This window comes from Micromonospora sp. NPDC023633, from assembly GCF_040640035.1.
Taxonomy (GTDB): Bacteria; Actinomycetota; Actinomycetes; order Mycobacteriales; family Micromonosporaceae; genus Micromonospora.
The window spans coordinates 37707-60903 of record NZ_JBFABB010000032.1 but is presented as its reverse complement, the minus strand read 5'-3'; the positions used below and the strand labels follow the sequence as shown (position 1 = coordinate 60903).

The window sequence follows — 23197 nt, the reverse complement described above, 5'->3', positions numbered from 1 at the left end:
CCGTCACCCTCGACACCGACCTCACCACCGCCCTCAAGACCCTCACCACCCGCCACGGCGGCACCCTCTACATGACCCTGCTCACCGCCTGGGCCATCGTCCTGTCCCGCCTCTCCGGACACCACGACCTCGTCATCGGCACCCCCACCGCCAACCGCCGCCGCGCCGAACTCGAAAACCTCATCGGCTTCTTCGTCAACACCCTCGCCCTACGCATCGACCTCACCGGCCACCCCACCGCCACCCAACTCCTGCACCGCGTCCGCGACCTCACCCTCACCACCCTCGACCACCAGGACCTCCCCTTCGAACAGGTCGTCGAAGCCGTCAACCCCACCCGCAACCTCGCCCACACCCCCCTGTTCCAGGTCATGTTCGCCTGGCAGAACACCGACGACGGCGAGCTGACCCTCCCGGGCGTGCGGGTCACCGCCCTGCCGCCGCCCCACACCACCGCCAAGTTCGACCTCACCCTCGCGCTCACCGAGCACGACGGCCGCATCACCGGCAGCCTCGAGCACGCCACCGCCCTCTTCGACACCGCCACGGCACAGCGGCACGTCCGCTACCTGCGCCACGTCCTCACCCAACTCGTCGAGGACCCCGACCAGCCGATCGACCAGCTCACCCTGCTCGACGAACGCGAGCGGGAGCAGGCGCTGCGCCAGGCCGGGCCGTCCCCGGTGGAACGGGGCGTCGCCGCCCGCTTCGCGCAGCGGGTCGCCGCGGCCCCCGACGCGGTGGCGGTGACCTTCGAGGGGACGTCGCTGACCTACCGCGAACTCGACGCGCGCGCCAACCGGCTGGCCCACCACCTGCGCGAGCACGGCGTCGCCCCCGACACCCTCGTCGCGGTCTGCCTCCGCAGGTCACCGGAGCTGATCGTCGCGTTGCTGGCCATCGGCAGGGCCGGCGGCGCGTACCTTCCCCTGGACCCGGCCCACCCCGCCGAGCGCCTGGCGGACCTGCTGGCCGACGGCGCCCCGGTCGCCGTCCTCGCCCACGCCGCGACCCGCGCCACCCTCGACGGCCTGACCACCGCACCCGTCGTCGACCTCGACACCGACACCCCCCACTGGGCGGACCGACCCACCACCAGCCCCGACCCCGGCACCCGACCCGACCACCTCGCCTACGTCATCCACACGTCCGGCTCCACCGGCCGGCCCAAGGGCGTGGCGCAGACCTGGCGCTGCCTGGACAACCTGATCGACTGGCAGCTCCGCTACGCGGCACCGGGCAGCCCGGCGCCGGAACGGGTGCTCCAGTTCGCCTCGATCGGCTTCGACGTCTCCGTCCAGGAGATCTGGAGCACCCTGTGCCAGGGCGGCACGCTGGTGCTGATCGGCGAGGAGCGCGGCCGGGACCTGGGCCAGCTGCGGCACGTCCTCGCCGAGCAGGGGGTGCGGCGGGCGTTCCTGCCGGCGGCCGTGCTGCACCAGCTGGCCGGCCTCACCGGAGCCGTGCCCCCGCTCGCGCCCGGCTGCGAGATCGTCACCGCCGGCGAGGCGCTGCGGGTCAACGACGACGTCCGCGCCCTGGTGGCCGGGCTGGGCGGTCGGTACCTCTACAACCAGTACGGCCCGACCGAGACCCACGTCGTGAGCCAGTTCGCGCTGGCCACCGCGGCGGCGGCCGACTGGCCGGCACTGCCGCCGATCGGCCGGCCGATCGCCAACGCCCGGCTCTACGTGCTCGACGAGCGGTGCGAGCCGGTGCCGGCCGGCGTGCTCGGCGAGCTCTACATCGGCGGGGCCGGCCTGGCCCGTGGCTACCTCAACCGGCCGGCGGCGACCGCGGAACGGTTCCTGCCCGACCCGTTCGCCGGGCCGGGCGAGCGGATGTACCGCAGCGGCGACCTGGTCCGCCGCCGGGCAGACGGGACCGTCGAGTTCGTCGGTCGGGCCGACGACCAGGTCAAGGTACGCGGCTTCCGGGTCGAGCCGGGCGAGGTGGAGAGCGCCCTGCGGCACGTTCCGGGCGTGCGCGAGGCGGCCGTCCTGCTGCGCGAGGACACCCCCGGCGACCCGCACCTGGTCGGCTACCTGGTCGGCGACGTCACCGCCGAGGCGGTCCGCGAGCAGCTGCGCCGCCGGCTGCCCGAGCACCTGGTGCCGACCCGCTGGGTGGTGCTGGACCGGCTGCCGCTGACCGCCAACGGCAAGCTGGACCGGCGGGCTCTGCGCGCGCCGGAGCAGGCCGACGTCGCCACCGCCTACGTCGCGCCGCGCGACGAGCGGGAGGCCCGGATGGCCGCCATCTGGGCCGAGGTGCTGCGCCGCGACCGGGTCGGCGCGCACGACGACTTCTTCGCGCTCGGCGGCCACTCGCTCCTGGCGACCCGGCTCGTCCACGCGATCAACGAGCGGATGTCGGCGCGGCTGTCGCTGCGTACCCTCTTCCAGAAGCCGGTCCTGGCCGACCTGGCGGCCGAGCTGGCGGGGCCCGGCTCCCCCACCGTCGACGCCCTCCCGCCGCTCGTCGCCGACCCCGCCGGCCGGCACGAGCCGTTCCCGCTCACCGACATCCAGGAGGCCTACTGGGTGGGTCGCGGGTCCACCATCGAACTCGGCGGGGTCGGCGCGCACGGCTACAGCGAGCTGCGGCTGCGCGACTTCGACGAGGAGCGCTTCACCCGCGCGCTGCACCGGCTGATCGACCGCCACGACATGCTCCGCGCGGTCTTCCACGACGGCGTCCAGCGGGTCCTGCCGACCGTGCCGCGCTACGCGATGGCCCGGCAGGACCTGCGCGGGCTCGACCCGGAGACCGCCGGCCGCCGGCTGGGCGAGACCCGTGAGCGGATGTCCCACCAGGTGCTCGACGCCGGCCGCTGGCCGCTGTTCGAGTTCGCGGTGACCCTGCTCGACGACGAGGCGCGCCTGCACGTCAGCATCGACGCGCTGATCCTCGACGCGGCCAGCGGGCAGATCCTGGAACACGAGCTGGCGCTGCTCTACGTGGACCCGGACGTCGACCTGCCGCCGCTCACGGTGACCTTCCGCGACTACGTCCTGGCCGAACGGGCCCTGCGGCACACGCCGCGCTACGAGCGAGCGCTCGACTACTGGCGGGAGCGGGTCGGCACGCTGGCCCCCGCGCCGCAGCTGCCGCTGGAACGGCAGCCGGAGAGCGTCGAACGACCGCGCTTCACCCGCTACGACGAGGTGGTGCCGGCAGAGCGCTGGAGCCGGTTGAAGGCCGCCGCCGGCCGGCACGGGGTGACCCCGTCGGTGCTGCTGGTGACCGCGTTCGCGCAGGTGCTGGCCCGGTGGAGCCGCCAGCCGCGGTTCACGCTGAGCCTGCCGCTGTTCAACCGGCTGCCGCTGCACCCCGGCATCAACGCGGTGATCGGCGACTTCACCTCGCTGGTCCTGCTGGAGGTCGACGTGGCGGCCGGGGCCGACTTCGTGACCCGGGCCCGGGCCGTGCAGGAGCAGCTCTGGCAGGACATCGACCACTCGGCGGTGAGCGGCGTACGGGTCAACCGCGAACTCGCCCGCGCCCGGGGCACCCGCCACGCGGCCCTGCCGGTCGTGTTCAACAGCACGCTGACCGAGGCGGCCCCCGACGTCGGCGACAGCGGCCTCGCGACGGCGCTCGGCGGCGAGGTCGTGCACGGCATCACCCAGACCCCGCAGGTGTGGATCGACCACACGGTCCTGGAGGCCGGCGGGCGGCTGCACGTCAACTGGGACAGCATCGACGAGCTCTTCCCCGCCGGCCTGGTCGCCGAGATGTTCGCGGCGTACCGGGCGCTGCTCGGGCGGCTGGAGGAGCCGGCCGCCTGGCACACCACCGTGGACGGGCCGCTCGCCCCGCCGGTGCCGGCGGCCCCGCCGGCCGGTCGTGGGCTCCTGCACGAGCTGGTCGACCGGCAGGCGCTGGCGACCCCCACGGCGCCCGCGGTGCTCGCACCGGACCGGCAGCTGGACCACGCCACGGTGCGCGTCGAGGCGCGGCGGCTGGCCGGGCGGCTCCAGGACCGGGGCGTCCGGCCCGGCCAGCTCGTCGCGGTGCTGCTCGACCGCGGCTGGCAGCAGGTCGTCGCCACCCTCGCGGTCCTGCACGCCGGGGGCGCGTACCTGCCGCTCGATCCGGACTGGCCCGCCGAGCGGGTGGCCCGGGTGCTCCAGCGGGCCGGGGCGGGACTGGTCCTGGTGGGATCCGACCGGGTGGCCCTGCCCGAGGGCGTCGAGCGACTGGTGGTGGACGCGACCACCCTCGGCGCGGGCGGGCCGACGCTGCGGCCGGTCGACCTGGCGGAGACCGACGTCGCGTACGTGATCTACACGTCCGGGTCCACCGGCACGCCGAAGGGGGTGACGATCGACCATCGCGGCGCGGTGAACACGCTCCTCGACGTGACCCGGCGCTTCGGCGTCGGGCCGGCCGACCGGGTCCTGGCCGTCAGCGCGCTCAGCTTCGACCTCTCCGTCTTCGACATCTTCGGCACGCTCGCGGCCGGCGCGGCGGTCGTGACGCTCGACCCCGAGCTGGCCCGTGACCCGGCCCACTGGCGGGACGTGGCCCACACCCACCGGGTCAGCGTCTGGAACTCGGTGCCGGCCCTGGCCGGCATCCTGCTCGACCACGCCGACGCCGGCCACCCGCTGCCGGCGTCGCTGCGGCTGGCCATGCTCTCCGGGGACTGGATCCCGCTCACCCTCCCCGACCGGCTACGCAAGGCGCTGCCCGGGATCCGGGTCGAGAGCCTCGGCGGTGCCACCGAGGCGTCGATCTGGTCCATCCACCACCCGGTCGACGAGGTCGACCCGGCCTGGCGCAGCATCCCGTACGGACGGGCGCTGGCCCACCAGGGCGTCCACGTGCTGGACGACGCCCTGCGCCCCCGGCCCACCTGGGCCACCGGCGACCTCTACATCAGCGGCGCCGGGCTGGCGCAGGGCTACTGGCGCGACGAGGCGGCGACGGCGGCCAGCTTCGTCGTCCACCCGGTCACCGGCGAGCGGCTCTACCGCACCGGCGACCTGGGTCGGCTGCGGCCGGACGGGACGATCGAGTTCCTCGGCCGCGAGGACGGCCAGGTCAAGGTGCACGGCTACCGGATCGAGCTGGGCGAGATCGAGGCGGCGTTGGAGAGCCACCCGGGGGTGCGCGCCGCCGCGCTGCGGCTGCTCGGGCAGGCGCAGGGCGAGAAGCGGCTGGCCGCGTACGTGGTGCCCGACGGTCCCGCCCCCGACCCGGCCGCCCTGGTCGCGTACCTGGAGCGGCGGCTGCCGGCGTACATGGTGCCGGCGTCGTTCACCGTCCTCGACGCGATGCCGCTGTCGGCCAACGGCAAGGTCGACCGCGGCCGGCTGCCCGACCCGAAGCCGTCGGCGGAGGTCCCCGTCGAGGCGCTGGTGCTCACCGACCCGGCCGAGAAGCGGCTGGCGGAGATCGTCGCCGAGATCCTCGACCTGCCCGTCGTCGCGCCCGACGCCAACCTGCTGCTGCTCGGCGCCACCTCGATCGACATCGTCCGGATCGCGAACGCCCTCTCCGGCGCGTTGGGCTTCCGGCCCAAGCTGGCCCGGCTGATGCGCCAGCCGACCCTCGCCGACCTGCTGCGGATGTTCCGGGAACACACCGCCGAGCGGGCCGTCGTCGCGACCGCGCAGCGGGCCGCCACCGTGGTCGAGGACCCGGCCGCGCGCGCCGCGTTCACCGCGGACGGGCGGGGCCGTCGCGACTTCGCGCCCGACACCCCGGCGGTCGCGCTGGCCGCTGCGGCCGATGCGGCGTACGACCGGCGCTACACCGGCTACCGCTCGGTGCGCCGCTTCGACGCGGATCCGGTGCCGGCCGAGGCGCTCGGCCGGCTGCTGGCCACCCTCTCTCAGCGGGAGGTCGACGGCCGGGCCAAGTTCCAGTACGGCTCGGCCGGCGGCACCTACGCCGTGCAGACGTACGTCCTCGTCAAGGCGGGGCGCGTCGACGGTGTGCCGGGCGGGGCCTACTACCACGACCCGGCGGCGCACCGGCTGCTGGCGCTCGGCCGCGACCGCGAGCTGAGCCCGGACGCCTTCGACTACTTCGTCAACCGGCCGGTCTTCGAGGCCGCCGCGTTCGCGCTCTTCCTGGTGGCGAAGCGCGCGGCCATCGAGCCCCTGTACCAGGAGCAGAGCCCGACCTTCACCGCCATCGAGGCGGGCGCCATGGCCCAGCTGCTGACGATGGCCGCCCCCGAGAACGGTCTCGGCCTGTGCGGGATCGGCGCGGTGGACCCGGCGGAGCTGGCCGCCCTGTTCGACCTGGAACCCTCCCACCGGCTGGTCTACACCCTGCTCGGCGGCGGCCGTCCGGGGGCGGAGCCGCCCGAGCCCGACGCCTCGGCCACGGACACCATCACGGTGGAACTGTGAACGCCCACGAACTGCTCGACACGCTCAACCGGCACGCGGTCGGGTTGCGGGTCGACGGCGACCGGCTGCGCCTCACGGGCTCCCGGGAGGTCCTCACGCCCGACCTGCTGGCCGAGATCAAGCTGCACAAGGAAGAGCTGATCGCGATCCTGACCGGCGCCGGTCCGGACACGATCCCCCGCCGCCCGCGGCCCGACGCCCCGGTGCCGGTCGCGTTCGCCCAGCAGCAGCTCTGGTTCCTCGACCAGCTCTCCCCCGGCAACCCCTTCTACAACAACCCCGTCGCGTTCGACGTCGTGGGCGCCCTGGACGTGCCGGCGCTGGCCCGCGCCCTGACCGAGGTGGTGCGCCGGCACGAGGCGCTGCGTACCGTCTTCACGCTGGTCGACGGGGAGCCCTGCCAGGTGGTCCGGCCGGCGGGGCCGGTCGCCCTGCCGGTCACGGACCTCACCGCGCTGTCCGGCACAGAGCGGTCGCGCCGCGCCGACGAGGCCGCCGAGGCGGAGGCCCGGGCGCCGTTCGACCTGGCCACGGGTCCGCTGGTGCGCAGCGCCCTGCTCCGGCTGGCCGCCGACGAGCACCGCTGGCTGCTCACCGTGCACCACATGGTCGCCGACGGCTGGTCCGTCGGCATCCTGATCGGCGAGGTCGCCGCGCTCTACGGCGCGTACACGCGGGGCGAGGCCGCCGCGCTGGCCGAGCTGCCCGTGCAGTACCCGGACTACGCGCTGTGGCAGCGCCGGCAGCTCGGCGGCGGCGAGCTGGAGCGCCAGCTCGGCTACTGGACGCGGGCGCTGGCCGGCGCGCCCGCGCTGCTGGCCCTGCCGGCCGACCGGCCCCGGCCGGCGGTGCAGCGCTACCGGGGCGACTGCCACGGCACGACGGTGGACGCGGCGGTGCTGCGAGGGCTGCGGGAGGTCGGCCGGGCCGGCGACGCGACGCTCTTCATGACGCTCATGGCCGCCCTGTCGGTGCTGCTGTGGCGCCACAGCGGGCAGGACGACGTCTGCGTCGGCACCCCGTTCGCCAACCGCAACCACCGCGACGTGGAGGGCCTGATCGGCCACTTCGTGAACACGGTGGTGATCCGCAACCGGCTGGACCCGGAGCAGTCCTTCGCGGCGCTGCTGGCCGACGTCCGCCGGCACCTGCTCGACGCGTACGCCCACCCGGACCTGCCGTTCGAGCAGCTCGTGGACGCGCTCAAGCCGGAACGGCACACCAGCTACTCGCCGCTGTTCCAGGTCATGCTGGTGCTGCAGAACATCCCACGCGGCCGGCTCGAACTGCCCGGCCTGGCGCTGCGGCCCCTGTCGAGCAGCACCGGCGCGGCGAAGTTCGACCTGTCGGTCGAGGTGATGGAGCACGCCGACGAGCTGCACGTCGTCTTCGAGTACAACACCGACCTCTTCGACGCCGCGACGATCGCCCGGCTGGCCACGCACTTCGTCCGCCTGCTCGGTCAGGTCGCGGCCGACCCGTCGGTGCCGGTCGGGGCGCTGCGGCTGCTCGGCCCGGACGAGCGGCGCCGCCTGCTGGTCGAGTTCAACCGCACCGCGCGACCGCTCGCCGGCCCGACGGACGTGGTGGCGCGGATCGCGGCGCAGGCGCGGCGGCACCCCGACCGGCTCGCCGTGGCCGACGACGGCGAGCGCCTGGACTACGCCACGCTGGAGCGGCGGGCCAACCGCCTGGCGCACGCGCTGATCGCCCGGGGTGTACGGGCCGATCAGGTGGTCGGCCTGCACGCGCGCCGCTCGGCCGGGCTGATCGTGGCCATCCTGGGCGTCCTCAAGGCCGGGGCCGCCTACCTGCCGCTGGACCCGACCCTGCCGCCGGAGCGGCTCGCCGGCATGGTCGCCGACGCGGCGCCGGCGCTGGTGCTCGGCGACGACGACCTGGCCGCCGTGGAGGCCGAGGGGCGCCACGACGGTCCGCCGGGCATCGTCGTGCACCCGACCAACCTGGCCTACGTGATCTACACGTCGGGCTCGACCGGCCGACCCAAGGGCGTCGCGGTCGCGCACGGCGGCGTCGTGAACCTGCTCGACCACTGGGTGTCGCGGCTCGGCGCCGCGCCCGGCGAGGCGGCGGCGCTCTGGTCGAGCGTCGGCTTCGACGTCTCGGTGCAGGAGATCTTCCTGCCGCTGACCACCGGCGGGGCCCTGCACCTCGTACCCGAGGAGTTGCGCGCCGACCCGGCGGCGCTGATGGGCTGGCTGCGCGAGCACCGCGTCGTGCAGGCCTACCTGCCCCCGGCCTTCGTCCGGTGGGTCGACGAGGACCCGGCGGCCCGCCTGGCCGGGTTGGCGCTGCGCCAGCTGCTGGTCGGGGTCGAGCCGCTGCCCGAGCAGGGCCTGCACCGCATCCAGGCGGCCCTGCCCGGCCTGCGGGTCCTCAACGGGTACGGGCCGACGGAGACCACCGTCTACAGCACCGCCTACCTCGACCCGCAGCCGTCGGCCCGGCAGTGCCCGGTCGGCCGGCCGGTGGACAACACCCGCGTCTACCTGCTCGACGAGCGGCTGGAGCCGGTGCCGATCGGGGTGACCGGCGAGATCCACGTCGGTGGCGCCGGTGTCGCCCGGGGCTACCTGGGCCGGCCGGGGGCGACCGCCGAGCGGTTCGTGCCCGACCCGTTCGTGCCCGGGGAACGGATGTACCGCACCGGTGACCTGGCCCGGCTCCTGCCCGACGGGAACATCGAGTACCTCGGCCGCCGCGACGGCCAGGTCAAGATCCGGGGCTTCCGGATCGAGCTGGGCGAGATCGAGGCCGCGCTGCTGGACCGGCCGGACGTGCGCGAGGCGACGGTGCTGGTCGACTCCGACGCCGCCGGCGAGCCGAGGCTGGTCGCCGGCGTCGTCCGGGGCGGGGCGACGCCGCTGCTGGTCAGCGAGTGGCGCGAGGCGCTGTCGCGACGGCTGCCCGGCTACATGATCCCGTCGCTCTTCGTGGAGCTGCCGCGGCTGCCGCAGACCGCCAACGGCAAGCTCGACCGGGCCGAGGTGCTGCGGCTGGCCCGCGGCGCCGCGCCCTGGCAGGTCAACCTGGCCAGCCCACGCGACCAGATCGAGCTGACCCTCTACCAGATCTGGAAGCGCCTGCTGCTGCACCCGCAGATCGGCATCGGCGACCGGTTCTTCGACGTGGGCGGCACCTCGATCTCGGCGATCAAGCTGGCGCACGCCATCGGCGAGGCGTTCGGCGAGACGCTGCCGGTCCACGAGATCATGCTGCACCCGACGATCGAGGCGCTCGGCGGCCGGCTGCGGCGGGGCGCGTCGGGCCGACCGCCGAGCAACCTGATCGAGTTCCGCGCGGGCGACGGCGCCGGCCGGGTCATCTGCGTGCACCCCGCCGGCGGCACCGCGTTCTGCTACCTGTCGCTGGCCAAGGCGCTGCCGGAGTCCCTCGGCGTGTACGGGATCCAGTCGCCGGGGGTGAATCCGGGCGAGGAGTTCCTGCCCACGGTCGAGGCGATGGCCGAGGCCTACCTGGCGCAGGTCGCGCACCTGCTGGACGGGCCGGTGGTGCTCACCGGGCTCTCCTACGGCGGTCTGGTCGCGTACGAGATGGGACGCCGGCTGGCCCTCGCCGGCCATCCCGGGCTGAGCGTGGTCCTGCTGGACACCCTGGGCACCGACGACGCGGCCCACCGGGGCGCGATCGAGCCGGTGGACATGGCCGAGTTCCGCGACAAGCTCGTCAAGTTCAACGGGATGTACCCCGGCATCGACGACGAACAGATCGACCAGTACCACCGCATCTACAACCACAACCGGTCGACCATGCGCGACTACCCGACCCCCGCGTCGCCGGCCCGGCTGGTGCTGTTGCAGGCCACCGCCGGGCGGGACGAGGCCTTCCTGCGCGAGGTGCGCGCCTTCTGGCGTCGGCGCGGCGACGCCGACTTCCTGCTGGAGCGGGTGCACTGCGACCACTGGGACATCCTGGAGAGCGCGGTGGTGCTGCGGGTCGCCGCGCTGCTGCGCGGCGAGGTGGACCGGATCTCCGACGCCCGCGCGATGACGCCGGCCGTACGGGAGGCGTGATGGCGCAGGATCCCGGTCTCGCCCACGCCGTGCTCGCCCAGGCCCGTCGTACCCCCGACGCGGTCGCGGTGGCCGACGGCGACCGGCGCCTCAGCTACGCCGAACTGGACGCCGCCAGCGCCGCCGTCGCCCGGTCCCTGCGCCGGGCCGGGGCCCGCCCGGGTCAGGCGGTCGCGGTGCACCTGCCGCGCGGCTGGCAGCTGGTCAGCGTCATGCTCGGCGTCCTGCGCCTCGGCGCGACCGTGGTGCCGCTGGACCGGCAGAGTCCGCCCGAGCGCCGGGGGCACATGCTGCGCGACTCGGCCGCCGTGGCGGTGGTCCACGGCCCGGACGCGCCCGGCGACCTCCCCGACGGGGTCCGGCCGCTGCCCGTGGCGGCGTTGCTCCCCGTGGACGCCCCGCCCGGCGCGGACGGGGAGCCGGCGCCGGAGGCCGCGCCCGCGCCCGTCGCGTTCGTCTTCTACACCTCGGGCACCACGGGCCGCCCCAAGGGCGTGGAGGTACGCGACGAGGGCATCCTGCGGCTGGCTCGGCCCGGCTACGTCGCGCTGACCCCGGCGGCCCGCTACGCCAGCCTCGCCAACCCGGCGTTCGACGCGCTCAGCTTCGAGGTCTGGGTGCCGCTGCTGACCGGCGGCTGCTGCGTCGTCCTCGACGACGAGACGGTGGCGACGCCGCACCTGCTCGACGCCGCGCTGCGCCGGGAGCGGATCGACACGCTCTTCATCACGGTGGCGCTGTTCAACGCGGTGGTCGACGAGCTGCCGCACTGCTTCGCCGGGGTCGGCCAGGTGCTGGTCGGCGGCGAGCAGCTCAACGCCCGGCTGATCCGCCGCTGGTACCGCGACAACCCCGCCAGCCGCACCCGGCTGCACAACGTCTACGGGCCCACCGAGGCGACCACGTTCGCCCTGTGCCATCCGATTCCGCGCGACTTCGACGCGGAGGTGGTGCCGATCGGCCGGATGCTGCCGGGCACCGACGCGCACCTGGTCGTCGACGGCGTCCGCCTCGCCGCGCCGGGCGAGGTCGCCGAGCTGTACCTCGGCGGCGCGGCGCTGGCGGCCGGCTACCGCAACCTGCCCGAGGAGACCGCCGCCCGCTTCGTCCGGCTGCCCTGGCTCGACGGGTCCGCCGACCGCCACTACCGCACCGGCGACCTCGTGCGCGCCGACGCCGCCGGCCGGATCGAGTACGTCGGTCGGGTCGACCGGCAGGTCAAGGTCCGGGGCTTCCGGGTCGAACCCGGCGAGGTGGAGCGGCAGATCCTCGCCCACCCGGGGGTCCGGCAGGCGTACGTGTGCGCCCGGCGGGACCCGGCGCACGGGACGAACGAGCTGTTGGCGTACCTGGTGACGGCCGCCGACCTCTCCTTCGCCGAGTTCGACCGACACCTGGGCGCGACGCTGCCGCCGTACCTGCGCCCGCACCGGGTCCACCGGGTCGGGGCGCTGCCGCTGACCGCCAACGGCAAGGTGGACTCCGACGCGCTGCTGCGACGCGACGACCCGCCCTGGCGCGACGGACCCGACGACCCACACCCACGCGACCAACGCGACGACCCACACCCACGCGACCAACGCGACGGGCCCGGCGACCCGCACCGACGTGACGGTGACGCCACCGACGCGCCCGGCACGGCGTGGCAGCGGGCGGTGCTGGGGCTGGCCGGCGAGGTGCTGCGCGTGCCCGACCTGCGACCGGACGACCGGTGGATCGCCAGCGGCGGGGATTCGCTGAAGGCGCTGCGGCTGCGCTTCGAGATCCAGCGGCGCTGGGGCGCCGAGGTGCCGCAGGCGGTGGTCCTGGGCGGTGACTTCGCCGAGCTGGCCGCGGCGATCGGCACGGCCCGCACCACGACCGGTTCGCCGTACCCGGTGCCGGCGCCCCCGGCCGGCGCCCGGTCCGCGCCGGCCACCTCCGAGCAGCAGCGGCTCTGGCTGTTGCAGCAACGCTCGCCGGCGTCCACCGCCTACCACGTGGGTCTCGCCTTCGAGCTGCGCGGCCGGGTCGACGTCGGCGCGCTGCGGCAGGCGCTGCGCCGGGTGGTGGCGCGTCATCCGGCGCTGCGGACCGCCTTCCGGGCCACCCCCGAGGGGCTGCGCCAGGAGGTGGCCGGGCCCTACGACCCGTGGCGCGAGCCCACCGGGGACGACGACGGCGACGCGGCCGGGTGGCGGGAGCGCGCCCGCGCCCTCTTCGCCGTCCCCTTCGACCTCGGGCAGCCGCGCATGCTGCGGGCGTACTGGCTGGCCCGCGCCGGCGGCGGGGTGCTGCTGCTGCACCTGCACCACATCGCGGTCGACGGCTGGTCGCTCGACGTCCTGTTCCGCGCTCTGTCGGCCGGGTACGCGACGGCGCTGGACGGCGCGGCCGTCGACGAGGACGAGGACGAGCCCGTCGCGACCCCGCTGGACTACGCCCGGTGGCAGGCCGACTGGTTCGCCCACCCGGCCTACCGGGCGCAGCGCGACGCCCTGCGCCGCCACTACGCCACCGTGGACGAGACCGCCGCGCCGCTGCGGCCGATCCGGGAGCGCGGCGGCACCGGGGACCACCTGCTCCGGACCACCATCGACCCGGCGCGCCGCGGCGCCCTCGACCGGCTCGGCGCCGAGCTGGGACTGACCCGCTTCCCGCTGCTGCTGACGCTCTTCGGCTGGGCCGTGCACGGGGTGACCGGCCGCACCCATCCGCGCGTCGCCAGCCCGGTGGCGAACCGGCCGGTGCGGGACTTCGAGGCCAGCGTCGGCATGTTCGCCAACACGGTGCTGCTGCCCCTGGCGCTTGCCCCTCGCGAGGAGCTGCGCGCGCAGCTGCGGCGACAGGCCGCCGCCGTGCGTACGGTGCTCGACGCCCAGGACGTGGCCCTCGCGCACGCCGTCGCCGACCACGACTTCGGCGCCGACGCGCCGCTCTTCGACTTCCTCTTCGTGCTCGACAACACCGACTTCTCCACGCTGGCGCTGCCCGGCTGCGCGTCCCGCCCGGTCTGGCTGGCCCCGACCGAGGCCAAGTGCCCACTCACCCTCTCGGTCGTCGAGCACGAGGCCGGCCTCGACTGCCTCTGGGAGTACGCCGACGACCACTTCGACGCCGCCGACGTGGCCGCGGCGGCCGACCTGTTCCGGCGCGGTCTGGACGCGTTGACCGGGGACGGCGCCGTCACCCTGGCCGAGCTGGTGCGGCCCTACCGTGGCGGCCTGCCCGAGCCCGGCCGGGGCCCGCGTACCCCGGTGGCCTTCCCGACCGTGGCCGAGGCCTTCGCCCGGCAAGTGCGGGCGGAGCCGACCGCCACCGCGCTGGTCGCCGGTGACCGCCGCCTCAGCTACGCCGACCTCGACGCGTACGCCTCGGGGCTCGCCGCCGAGCTGGTGCGGCGCCGTCCCGCGTCGACCGGCGGCCGGCACCACGTCGCCCTCTTCTTCGCGCCGTCGGTGGAGCACGTGGTGGCGCTGCTGGCGGCGGCCCGGCTCAACCTCACCGTGGTGCCGCTCGACCGGGCCTACCCGCCGGCGCTGCTCCGCCAGGTCCTGGGCCAGGTCGATCCGCTCTGCGTGCTGCTGGCGCCCGGCGACGAGCCCGCCCTCGACGTGATCGACGACGGCGCCCACCCCCGCCACCCGGTGGTCCTGTCCCCCTCCGCCACCCCCGTCGCCGCGCCGTACGCCGGCCGCCCGCTCTACACGCTCTTCACCTCCGGCTCGACCGGCACCCCCAAGGGGGTCCAGGTCGGCGACGCCCTGCTGGTCAACCTGTTGCAGTGGCAGAGCGAGGCCGGCGGCCTGGCGGGCGGGGCGGCGACCCTGCAGTTCTCCATGCTCTCCTTCGACGTCTCCTTCCAGGAGGTCTTCGGCACGCTCTGCGGCGGCGGCACCCTGCACCTGCCCCGGCGCGGGTGGCGGCAGGACATGCCGGCGCTGCTGGAGCACCTCGACGCCGCCGGCATCGAGCGGATCTTCCTGCCGTACGTCGCCCTGCAGCTCCTGGCCGAGCACGGGGTGCGCCTCGGCCGCTATCCGTCGCGGCTGCGGGAGGTCGTCACCGCCGGCGAACAGTTGATCTGCACCGACAGCATCCGTCGCTGGTTCGCCGGGCTGCCCGGCGCGCGCCTGTTCAACCACTACGGCCCCACCGAGACCCACGTGGTCAGCAGCCTCTGCCTCGACGGTGACCCGGCCGCCTGGCCGACCCGCCCGGCCATCGGCCGACCGGTCGCCAACACGCGGCTGCGGGTGGTGGACTCCGCCGACGAGGTGGTGCCGCCGGACTGCCCCGGGCAGCTGCTGATCGGCGGGGAGCTGGTGGCGCCCTGCTACCTGGACGATCCGGCGCTCGACCGGGCCCGCTTCGTCGAGCTGCCCGGCCTCGGCTGGTTCTTCCGCAGCGGCGACCAGGCCCGCTTCGACCGGGACGGTCTGCTGCACTACCTGGGCCGCGACGACCAGCAGGTCAAGATGAGCGGACACCGGCTGGAGCTGGGTCAGGTCGAGGCGGCGCTGTTGACGCATCCGGCGGTCGTCAACGCCGTGGTGGTCCGCGACCATCCGCACCTGGTCGCCTGTCTGCAGTTCCGGGGCGCCCCACCGACCCCGGAGGAGCTGACCGGTCATCTGGCGGGGCTCCTGCCCGCGTACGTGCGGGTGGACCGGTTCCGGTGGCTGGCGGAGCTGCCGCGGACCGCCAGCGGGAAGTTGGACCGCCGCCGCGCGCTGAGCGCGCCGGGCGAGGAGCTGCGGCCGGGCGCCGCCGCGCCGGCACCGGCCATGTCGGCCCTGGAGGCGCGGCTGGCCGGGCTCTTCGCGGAGGTGGTCGGCACACCGATCGGACCCGATCACCGCTTCTTCGACCACGGCGCGGGCAGCCTCGACCTGATGCGCTTCCACCTGCGCTGCGCCGCCGAGGGGCTGCCGCTGAGCATCCCCGACCTCTTCGAGCACGTCACCATCCGCCGCCTCGCCCGGTTCCTCACCGGACAGCGCGCCGTCGCCCCCGCGCCGACGCCGAGCGACGCGACCGACGTGGCGTCACCGGTGGACGGGCCGGCCCGGCGGACGGCCGGGGTGACGGTGACGGCACCGCCCGGGGCCGAACCGGCGCGCATCGGGGCCGGGGTGGAGCCGCCACCGGCGGACGAGGCGGCCCGCCGGGCGGCCGGGGTGGCGGCGACCGGGCGGAACGAGGCCGCTCCGGGTCCGGCGGACGAGCCGGTCGCCGTGGTCGGGATGGCCGTCCGGCTGCCCGGCGCCGACGACCTGGCCGCCTTCTGGGCGATGGTGGAGGCCGGCGACCGGGGCATCGAGCACTTCGACGCCGCCGACGGCCTGGTCGGCGCCCGTAGCCAGCTGGCCGGGCTGCTCGGCTTCGACCCGGGGCACTTCGGCATCAGCCGACAGGAGGCGCGGCTGATGGATCCGCAGCAGCGGCACCTGCTGATGAGCTGCGTCCAGGCGTTGGCGCACGCCGGCATCGCCGATCCGGCCGGACAGCGGGTCGGCCTGCTCGCCAGCTGCGGCGAGAACACCTACTTCCAGACGATGCTGCGCGAGGCCGATCCGGCGCGGCTGCCGGACTCCTTCCAGTTGGCGCTGCACCACGAGAAGGACTTCCTCGCCACGAAGGTCGCCTACCACCTGCGCCTGACCGGGCCGGCCTTCACCGTGCAGGCGGCCTGCGCGAGTTCGCTGGTGGCGGTCCACGTCGCGGCCGGGCTGCTGCGTCAGGGCGACAGCGACGTGATGCTCGTCGGCGGCGTGCTGGTGGACCCGCTCCTGACCGCGGGCTACCGCTACCAGCCGCAGCACATCTTCTCCCCGGACGGGCACTGCCGGCCGTTCAGCGACGACGCCGGCGGCACCGTCGGCGCCAGCGGGGTGGGGGTGGTCGTGCTCAAGCCCCTGCGGCTGGCGCGGCGCGACGGCGACACCGTCTACGCGGTGATCACCGGATCGGCCGTCAACAACGACGGGGCGGAGAAGCTCGGCTTCGCCGCGCCGTCGGTCGCCGGCCAGCGTGAGGTGATCCGTGCCGCGCTGCGTCGCAGTGGACGGGCCGGCAGCGACCTGGGCTACGTGGAGGCGCACGGCACCGGGACGGAGCTGGGCGATCCGGTGGAGGTGGCGGCGCTGCGCCAGGCGTTCGACCTGGCCGGGTCCGGTCGCACCGCGCTGGCCTCGGTGAAGAGCCAGATCGGTCACCTCGGCGCGGCGGCGGGGGTGGTCGGCCTGGTCCGCGCCGTGCTGGCCGTGCACCACGGGCTGATTCCGCCGAACGTCGACTTCCGTCGCCTCAATCCACGGCTGGGCCCCGACCCGGCCCCGTTCTACGTCCCCACGAAGGCCGGGCCCTGGCCGCTCGACCGGCCACGCGTGGCGGCGGTCAGCAGCTTCGGTATCGGCGGCACCAACGCCCACCTGGTCTGCGAGGCGGCCGAACCGGCCGGCACCGGCTCGGCGCCGCCGCCGGGCCCCGGCGTACCGGTGCTGGTGCTCGCCAGCGGCAGCGCGGCCGGCCTGCGCGCCGACGCCGAGCGCATCGCCGACTACCTGGCGGCCCGGCCCGAGGCCTACCACCGGGTGCTGCGCCACCTGCAGGCCGGCCGGTCGCCGGGTCGCTGGCGGGCGGCGGCCGGCTGCGCCGACGTGGCCGCCGCCGTGGCCTGGCTGCGCACCGCGACCGCCGTCGAGGTCACCCCGGTCGAGGCGGCGCCCGTCGAGGTCGGCGGCCCGGCCGGTACGCCGCCGGCGGCCACGCTCGTCGCCGCCTGGCTGGCCGGACGGCCGATCCGGTGGCCGGCCGGGCCGGCGCAGCCGCCCTGGGACTTCCCCCCGCCGGCCTTCGTGCTCGTCGACCACGAGTTCGCCCGTGCAACCCCGCCGGTCGAGGCGACCTCCCCGGCCGGGTCGACACTGCCCGCCGGGACGACAGCCCCCGCCGGCTCCACGCTGCCCACCGGGGCGGCGTCCCCCGCCGGGGCCACGCTGCCCGCCGGCTCCACGCTGGCCGCCGAGGCGGCGTCGCCGGTCGGGGGCACGCCGGTCGACCAGCGGTGGCCGGCGCGGCTGCCCGAGGCCGAGTGGTTGCACCAGCCGCACTGGGTGCGCTGGCGGCACGCGGGGGCCGAGCCCGGCGCCCGCCGTCCGGGGACGCTCGTGATCATGGCCACGGAACCACCGTCGCCGGCCGCGCTGCGCGCCCTCATGGCGTCCCACGCCCGGGTGGTGGTCGTCACCGTCGCGGACGGCTTCGCCCGGCTCGGGCCGGACAGCTACCAGGTGGACCCGGCCGACCCCGACTCGCTGGGCCGGCTGCTCGCCGCGCTGACCGACGCCACCGCCGCCGGGCAGGGCTGGCTCGACTGGCTGCACGCGCTGCCGCTGGCCGTCGACGGACCGGTCGACGCCGACACGCTGGCCCACTCGTACCGGGCCTGCGTCGACACCCCGGCGGCGCTGCTGGCGGCCGTCGCCGGGCTGCCGGGCCGGCCCCGGTTGCGGGCCTGGTGGCTGTCGCACCGGGCGCAACCCGTGGACGGGGCCGTACGCCGGCCGGAGCTGGGCCTGCTCGCCGGGGTGTGCGAGGTGGCACCCCAGGAGGGCGACGTCGAGAGCCACTGGGTGGACCTGCCGGGCCCCGATCCGGTCGACTGGGCGCCGGCGCTCGCGGCGCTGCTGACGGAGGAGACACCGCCCCGGCGACTCGCGCTGCGCGAGGGCTACTGGTGGGAGCAGGCGCTGCTGCCGGTCCGGCCGCCGGCCGCGCCGACAGCACGTCCGCTACCGCCCGGACCGGCCGTGTACGTGGTGCTGGGCGGCACCGGCGGCATCGGGCGGAGCATCGCCGCCTGGCTGCTGGAGCAGGGCGACTGCCGGGTGATCCTGCTGGCGCGACGCGGGCCGCTGCCGGCCGGGCTGACGCCGTGGGCCGATCGCGTCGATGTGGTCGAGGTGGACCTGGCCGAGGCCGATCCCGACGAACTGGTGGCCCGGCTCGACGCCCGGACCGGGCGGGTCGACGGGGTGGTCCACGCCGCGGGGGTCGCGGCCGGCGGGCTGATCGGCCGACGGGACGCGGCCGCGATGCGGCGGGCCACGGCCGGCAGGACCCGCGGCGCGCTGCTCGTGGAGCGGCTGGTCGCGCGCCACCGGCCGGCGTTCGTCGTCTACTGCTCGTCGATGTCGGCGCAGCTCGGCGGAATCGGCCAGCTCGACTACGCCGCCACCAACGGGCTGCTCGACGGCTTCGCCCGGCACCGGGCGGACGGGACCGACGCCACGCTGCGGATCTGCGTCGACTGGGACGTCTGGAACGAGGTGGGCCTGGCCCGGGACGCCCTGCCCACCGACGCCCGGCACCGGGCGCACCTGGCGGTCGGCCTCTCCGTGGACGAGGGGCGCCGGCTCTTCGCGCAGGCCCTGCGGCTGCGGCTGCCGCACCTGCTCGTCTGCACCACCGCGCTGGACCGGGCACGGGAGTTCTACGCGCCACCGGCCGGCCCGCAGGTCGCACCGCCCGCCGTGCTGCCCCGGCCGGCCGCCGAGCAGGTCGGCGAGTGGCTCTGCGACTGGCTGGGCACCGACCGGCTCGACCCGGCCGCGTCCCTCTACGACCTGGGCGCCGACTCGCTGCTGCTGCTGGACCTGATCGACCGGGCCAAGGAGCACTTCGGGGTCAGCCTCAGCCTGTCCCAGCTGAGCCACCGGGTGAGCCTGACCGAGGTGCTGCGGCTCCTCGGCGAGCCGGGCCGCGCCGCCGAGCCCGCCGGGTCCCCCGTCGCGGTGGAGGTCTGGCAGGCCGGACGGGGGCGTTCGGTGCTCTGCCTGGTCCATCCGGTCGGCGGCGACGTGCAGGCGTACCGGCCACTGGTGTCGGCGCTCGGCCCGGAGCTCACGGTCTGCGTCATCGCCGATCCCGCGCTGGCCCGCCCCGAGCAGCCGGCCTGGTCGCTCGCGGAGCGGGCCGCGCGCTACCACGCCGCGCTGCGGGACCGCTTTCCGCCCGACAAGTGGCGCTGGCGGCTCGCCGGGTGGTCGTTCGGCGCCTGGGTGGCGGTCGGGATGGCGGCGGAGGCCGAGGCGGCCGGCCAGCCGGCGGACGAGCTCCACCTGCTCGACCCGCCACCGCCGGACGCCGCGCCGGCCTTCGAGGAGTACGACGAGGAACGGCTCGCCGCGCTCTTCGCCCACGAGCTGGGGGCGGCGACCGGCGCGGACACCGCGGCGACGGCGTACGCGGACGCGCTGGCGCGCCGCTGCCGGGCGAACCTGGCGAGCATGGCGCGGCACACCCTGCCCCGGCTGGCCGGGACACCCGGCCGGCTCTGGCTCGCGGGCCGGCCAACGGCCGGGCTGCCGGCACACGCCGCGCCGCCGGAGCAGGCCCGGCAGTGGCGGACGCACCTGGCCGGGCTCGCCTGGCACCTCGTCGACACCACCCACTACGGCATCGTCGGGGCGCCGCACGTCCGGGCGGTGGCCGAGGCCATCGACGAGGCGGAGCCGGCCACCGGCCCGGAGGCGGCACGATGAACCCGTACCAGTCGCTGCCGTCGCGGTCGTTCTGGCGCACCGCGGTCGCCGAGCCGGAGATGCTGGACATCGGTGAGGTGTGGACGCCGAAGTTCGCCCTCGCCCCGGACGATCCGGTCCTCACCGCCGGCTCCTGCTTCGCCCGCCACCTCGGTCCCGCCCTGCTCGACGAGGGGATGAACTGGCGGGAGGCCGAGTTGCCCCCGCCGGGGCTGACCGAGGCCGAGCGCCGGGCCCGCCACTACGGCGCGTTCTCCTTCCGCACCGGCACCATCTACACGGCCGCCACCCTGCGACAGTGGCTGACCTGGGCGCTGGCGGGCGACACCGGGCCCGACGAGGTCTGGCGCGACGGCGACCGGTTCTTCGACCCGTACCGCCCGTCTGTCGAACCCGACGGGTACGCCTCGGCCGAGGCGACCCTGGCCGCCCGCCGGTCCACCCTGGCAGCGATCCGGGGGGCGGTCGCCGAGGCGGGTTGCCTCATCTTCACCCTCGGTCTGACCGAGGCCTGGCGGGACGTGGTCACCGGCACCGTCCACCCGGTCTGCCCGGGCACCGTCCGGGGCACCTTCGACGCCGGGCGGCACGCCTTCCACAACTTCACCGTGGCCGAGGTGCACCGGGACCTCTCCGCCGCCGTCGCGCTGCTGCGCGCCGCCAACCCCCGGCTGACCGTCCTGCTGACCGTGTCGCCGGTGCCGCTCACCGCGACGGCGACCGGGGCGCACGCGCTGACCGCCACCACGTACTCGAAGTCGGTGCTGCGGGCCGCGGCGGGCCAGCTGGCCCAGGAGCACGACCACGTCGACTACTTCCCCTCGTACGAGCTGATCACCGGTTTCCCGTTCCGGGGGGTCTTCTTCGCGCCGAACCTGCGCGCCGTGACACCGGCGGGGGTCGCCTTCGTCATGCGCCACTTCTTCGACGCCCTCGAACGCGACCGGAACGGGACCCGGCCGAGGGATCGGACCGCGACGGCGTCGGACCGCCGCGCCGACGCCGACGGAAGTGACCTCTACTGTGACGACGCCGTCCTCGACCACTACCGTGCCGGCTAGTGCTGTGCCCACCAACGTTTGCCGGGTCCTCGGAGGTGAAGATTGTCGTACCGGTCGTGTTGGCTTCGGTTTGTGCCTCGTCGTCGAGATCCGAGAGCGCCAGCGGTGGTGCACCGCACCACTCGTGTCGCTTTGCGGGTGACCCCGGGCCAGCGGCGGCGGTGTTTCGGTCTGCTGCGCTCAGCCGGCGATGTGTGGGCGTGCGTACTAGAGGTCAACGCGTGGCGACGTCGCCGCCGACACCCGCCGCTGGCGGGCTATCAGAAGTTGTGTCGCGAGTTGTCGGCCTCCGGCCCGGGCACGTTCGCCGAACTGGACTCGACCGGGGCGCGGTCGGTGCTACGCCGGTTCTCGGATGCGTGGTTCGCGGCGGCGAAACGCCGCAAGGCCGGCGACCTGTCGGCAAGGTTTCCCAGGCGGCGGCGGGGGTTAGTGCCGGTGCGCTGGTACCACGGCACGTTCACCCGCGACGGCCACCGCGTGCGCATCCCCACCGCGAAGGGCACGGCGCCAGTGTGGGTGCGCTTGGCGCGGGAGATCCCGTATCCGGCCAAGCAGGTCCGCTCGGTCACCCTACTGTGCGAGGGCGGCCGGTTGTTCCTCGACGTCACCGCCGAGATCCCGATCACCGTGTACCCGGCGGGTGAGGGTCCGGACCCGGCCAGGGTGGCGGGCGTGGACCTGGGCATCATCCACCCGTACGCAGTCGCCGGCCCTGGCGGGGAGGCGTTGTTGGTGTCGGGGCGGGCGATCCGTGCCGAGCATCGCATGCACCTGGTCGACACCAAAGCCCGCCAACGCGCCGTCGCCCGACGGGCACCGAAACCCGGCCAGCGGGGATCACGACGGTGGCGCCAGTACCGAATTCGGGCCCGCCGGGTAGAGGCCCGTCATCGACGTCGGGTGCGCCAAGCCCAACACGAAGCCGCCGGCACGGTGGTGTCGTGGGCGGTCGGTCAGCGGATCGGGGTGCTGCACGTCGGCGACCCCCGCGGCGTCCTTCAGATACCGGCGGGGCGGCGGCACAACCTGCGGCTACGACAGTGGCAGATCGGCCGACTCCTGCAGATCCTGACCGACAAGGCCACCCTCGCCGGCATCACCCTCCGACTCGTCAACGAACGCGGCACATCCTCCACCTGCCCCACCTGCCGACAGCGTGTGCCGAAGCCGCGAGGGCGGACCCTGACCTGCCCACACTGCCAGTTCTCAGGCCACCGCGACCTCGTCGCGGCGGCCAGCATCGCCGCCCGCACCCCGGGCGGCGGACCCACCATCCCCACAGCTCTGCCTGTGCTGCCTGGGATGGTCACGCACCGTCGAGCCGGCCGGCACCTCCCCGGTGCTGGCCGATCCCGACGTGACCCCCGCCGCCCACTTGGGCAGCGCGAGGGTCAGTTTGGCCCGCTGTGGCCCGCCCCACCAATCAGTGGTGGGGAGTCGCTCGCCCACACGGCGAGGATCCACAACAACCCACCGGACACCCGGTGAACGTTAGTGGACACAGCACTAGGTTCCTGCTGCTGGGCGACTCGCACGCCGGGCCGATCGCCCGCGCGGCGGCCGCCGCCGGGTTGCCCTTCGTCGGTGGCCCGATCGGCTCGGGGCGCGACTTCAACGTCGGCTTCTTCGACGTACGCGACGACGGCCTGGTGTTCCGGGACGCCGCCGTGCAGGAACGCCACCGCGGCTTCCTGGCCGAGCTGGGCGTGGCCGACATCGGGCAGCTCGCCGTCCCGCTGGTCTCGACGTTCGGCCTGAGCGCCCACTTCTTCGCCACCACCGAGAACTGGCGGATCTACCGGGCGGGCGACGGCGCCTTCCCGGCGGGCTTCCTCTCCGGCGGGCTCTTCGACGACATCGTGCGCGCCATGGCCCGCGACGCGCTGGCCTTCTACCGCCACGCCCTCGACCTGGGGCTGCGCGTCCTCGCGGTGCTGCCGCCGCAGCGGGTGCCGGGGATGTCCGACCCGCTGGTCTTCATGGCGGCCCAGGAGACGATCCGCCGCGCGCTCGGCGCGCTCGGCGTGGAGATCGTGGATCTGCGGGCCCGGGTCACCGACGGCGCGGGCCGGCAGCGGGCCGCGTTCTGCGAGCCGGACGACCCGATCCACGGCAACCTCGCCTTCGGCCGGCTGATCGTGGCCGACCTGCTGGCCCGGGGACTGTGACACCGAATCCAGGAG

General features: G+C 75.4%; 6 protein-coding genes. All 6 read left to right on the top strand.

Features of this window, described 5'->3' with window-relative positions; all coding sequences use genetic code 11:
* Positions 1 to 6368: amino acid adenylation domain-containing protein (locus AB0G13_RS13065; protein ID WP_357873061.1), on the top strand; the 6368-nt coding region annotated here is incomplete at its 5' end.
* Positions 6365 to 10423, top strand: a complete 4059-nt coding sequence (locus AB0G13_RS13060; protein ID WP_357873059.1) for an amino acid adenylation domain-containing protein — start codon at positions 6365 to 6367, stop codon at positions 10421 to 10423. The genes AB0G13_RS13065 and AB0G13_RS13060, both read left to right, overlap by 4 nt.
* Entirely contained in the window at positions 10423 to 19950 is a 9528-nt protein-coding gene (locus AB0G13_RS13055; RefSeq protein ID WP_357873057.1) for an amino acid adenylation domain-containing protein, read from the top strand. Before AB0G13_RS13060 ends, AB0G13_RS13055 begins: the two co-directional genes overlap by 1 nt.
* Complete coding sequence (locus AB0G13_RS13050; protein WP_357873054.1) at positions 19947 to 21011, top strand: GSCFA domain-containing protein; 1065 nt, start codon at positions 19947 to 19949, stop codon at positions 21009 to 21011. Before AB0G13_RS13055 ends, AB0G13_RS13050 begins: the two co-directional genes overlap by 4 nt.
* Positions 21012 to 21083: 72 nt before the next feature.
* Positions 21084 to 22502, top strand: coding sequence for a transposase (locus AB0G13_RS13045; RefSeq protein ID WP_357873052.1), 1419 nt, complete (start codon positions 21084 to 21086; stop codon positions 22500 to 22502).
* The gene (locus AB0G13_RS13040) at positions 22499 to 23182 is read left to right on the top strand and encodes a hypothetical protein (RefSeq protein ID WP_357873049.1); all 684 of its coding nucleotides are present in this window, start codon (positions 22499 to 22501) and stop codon (positions 23180 to 23182) included. The genes AB0G13_RS13045 and AB0G13_RS13040 overlap by 4 nt, the downstream gene beginning before the upstream one ends.
* Positions 23183 to 23197: the final 15 nt, after the last annotated feature.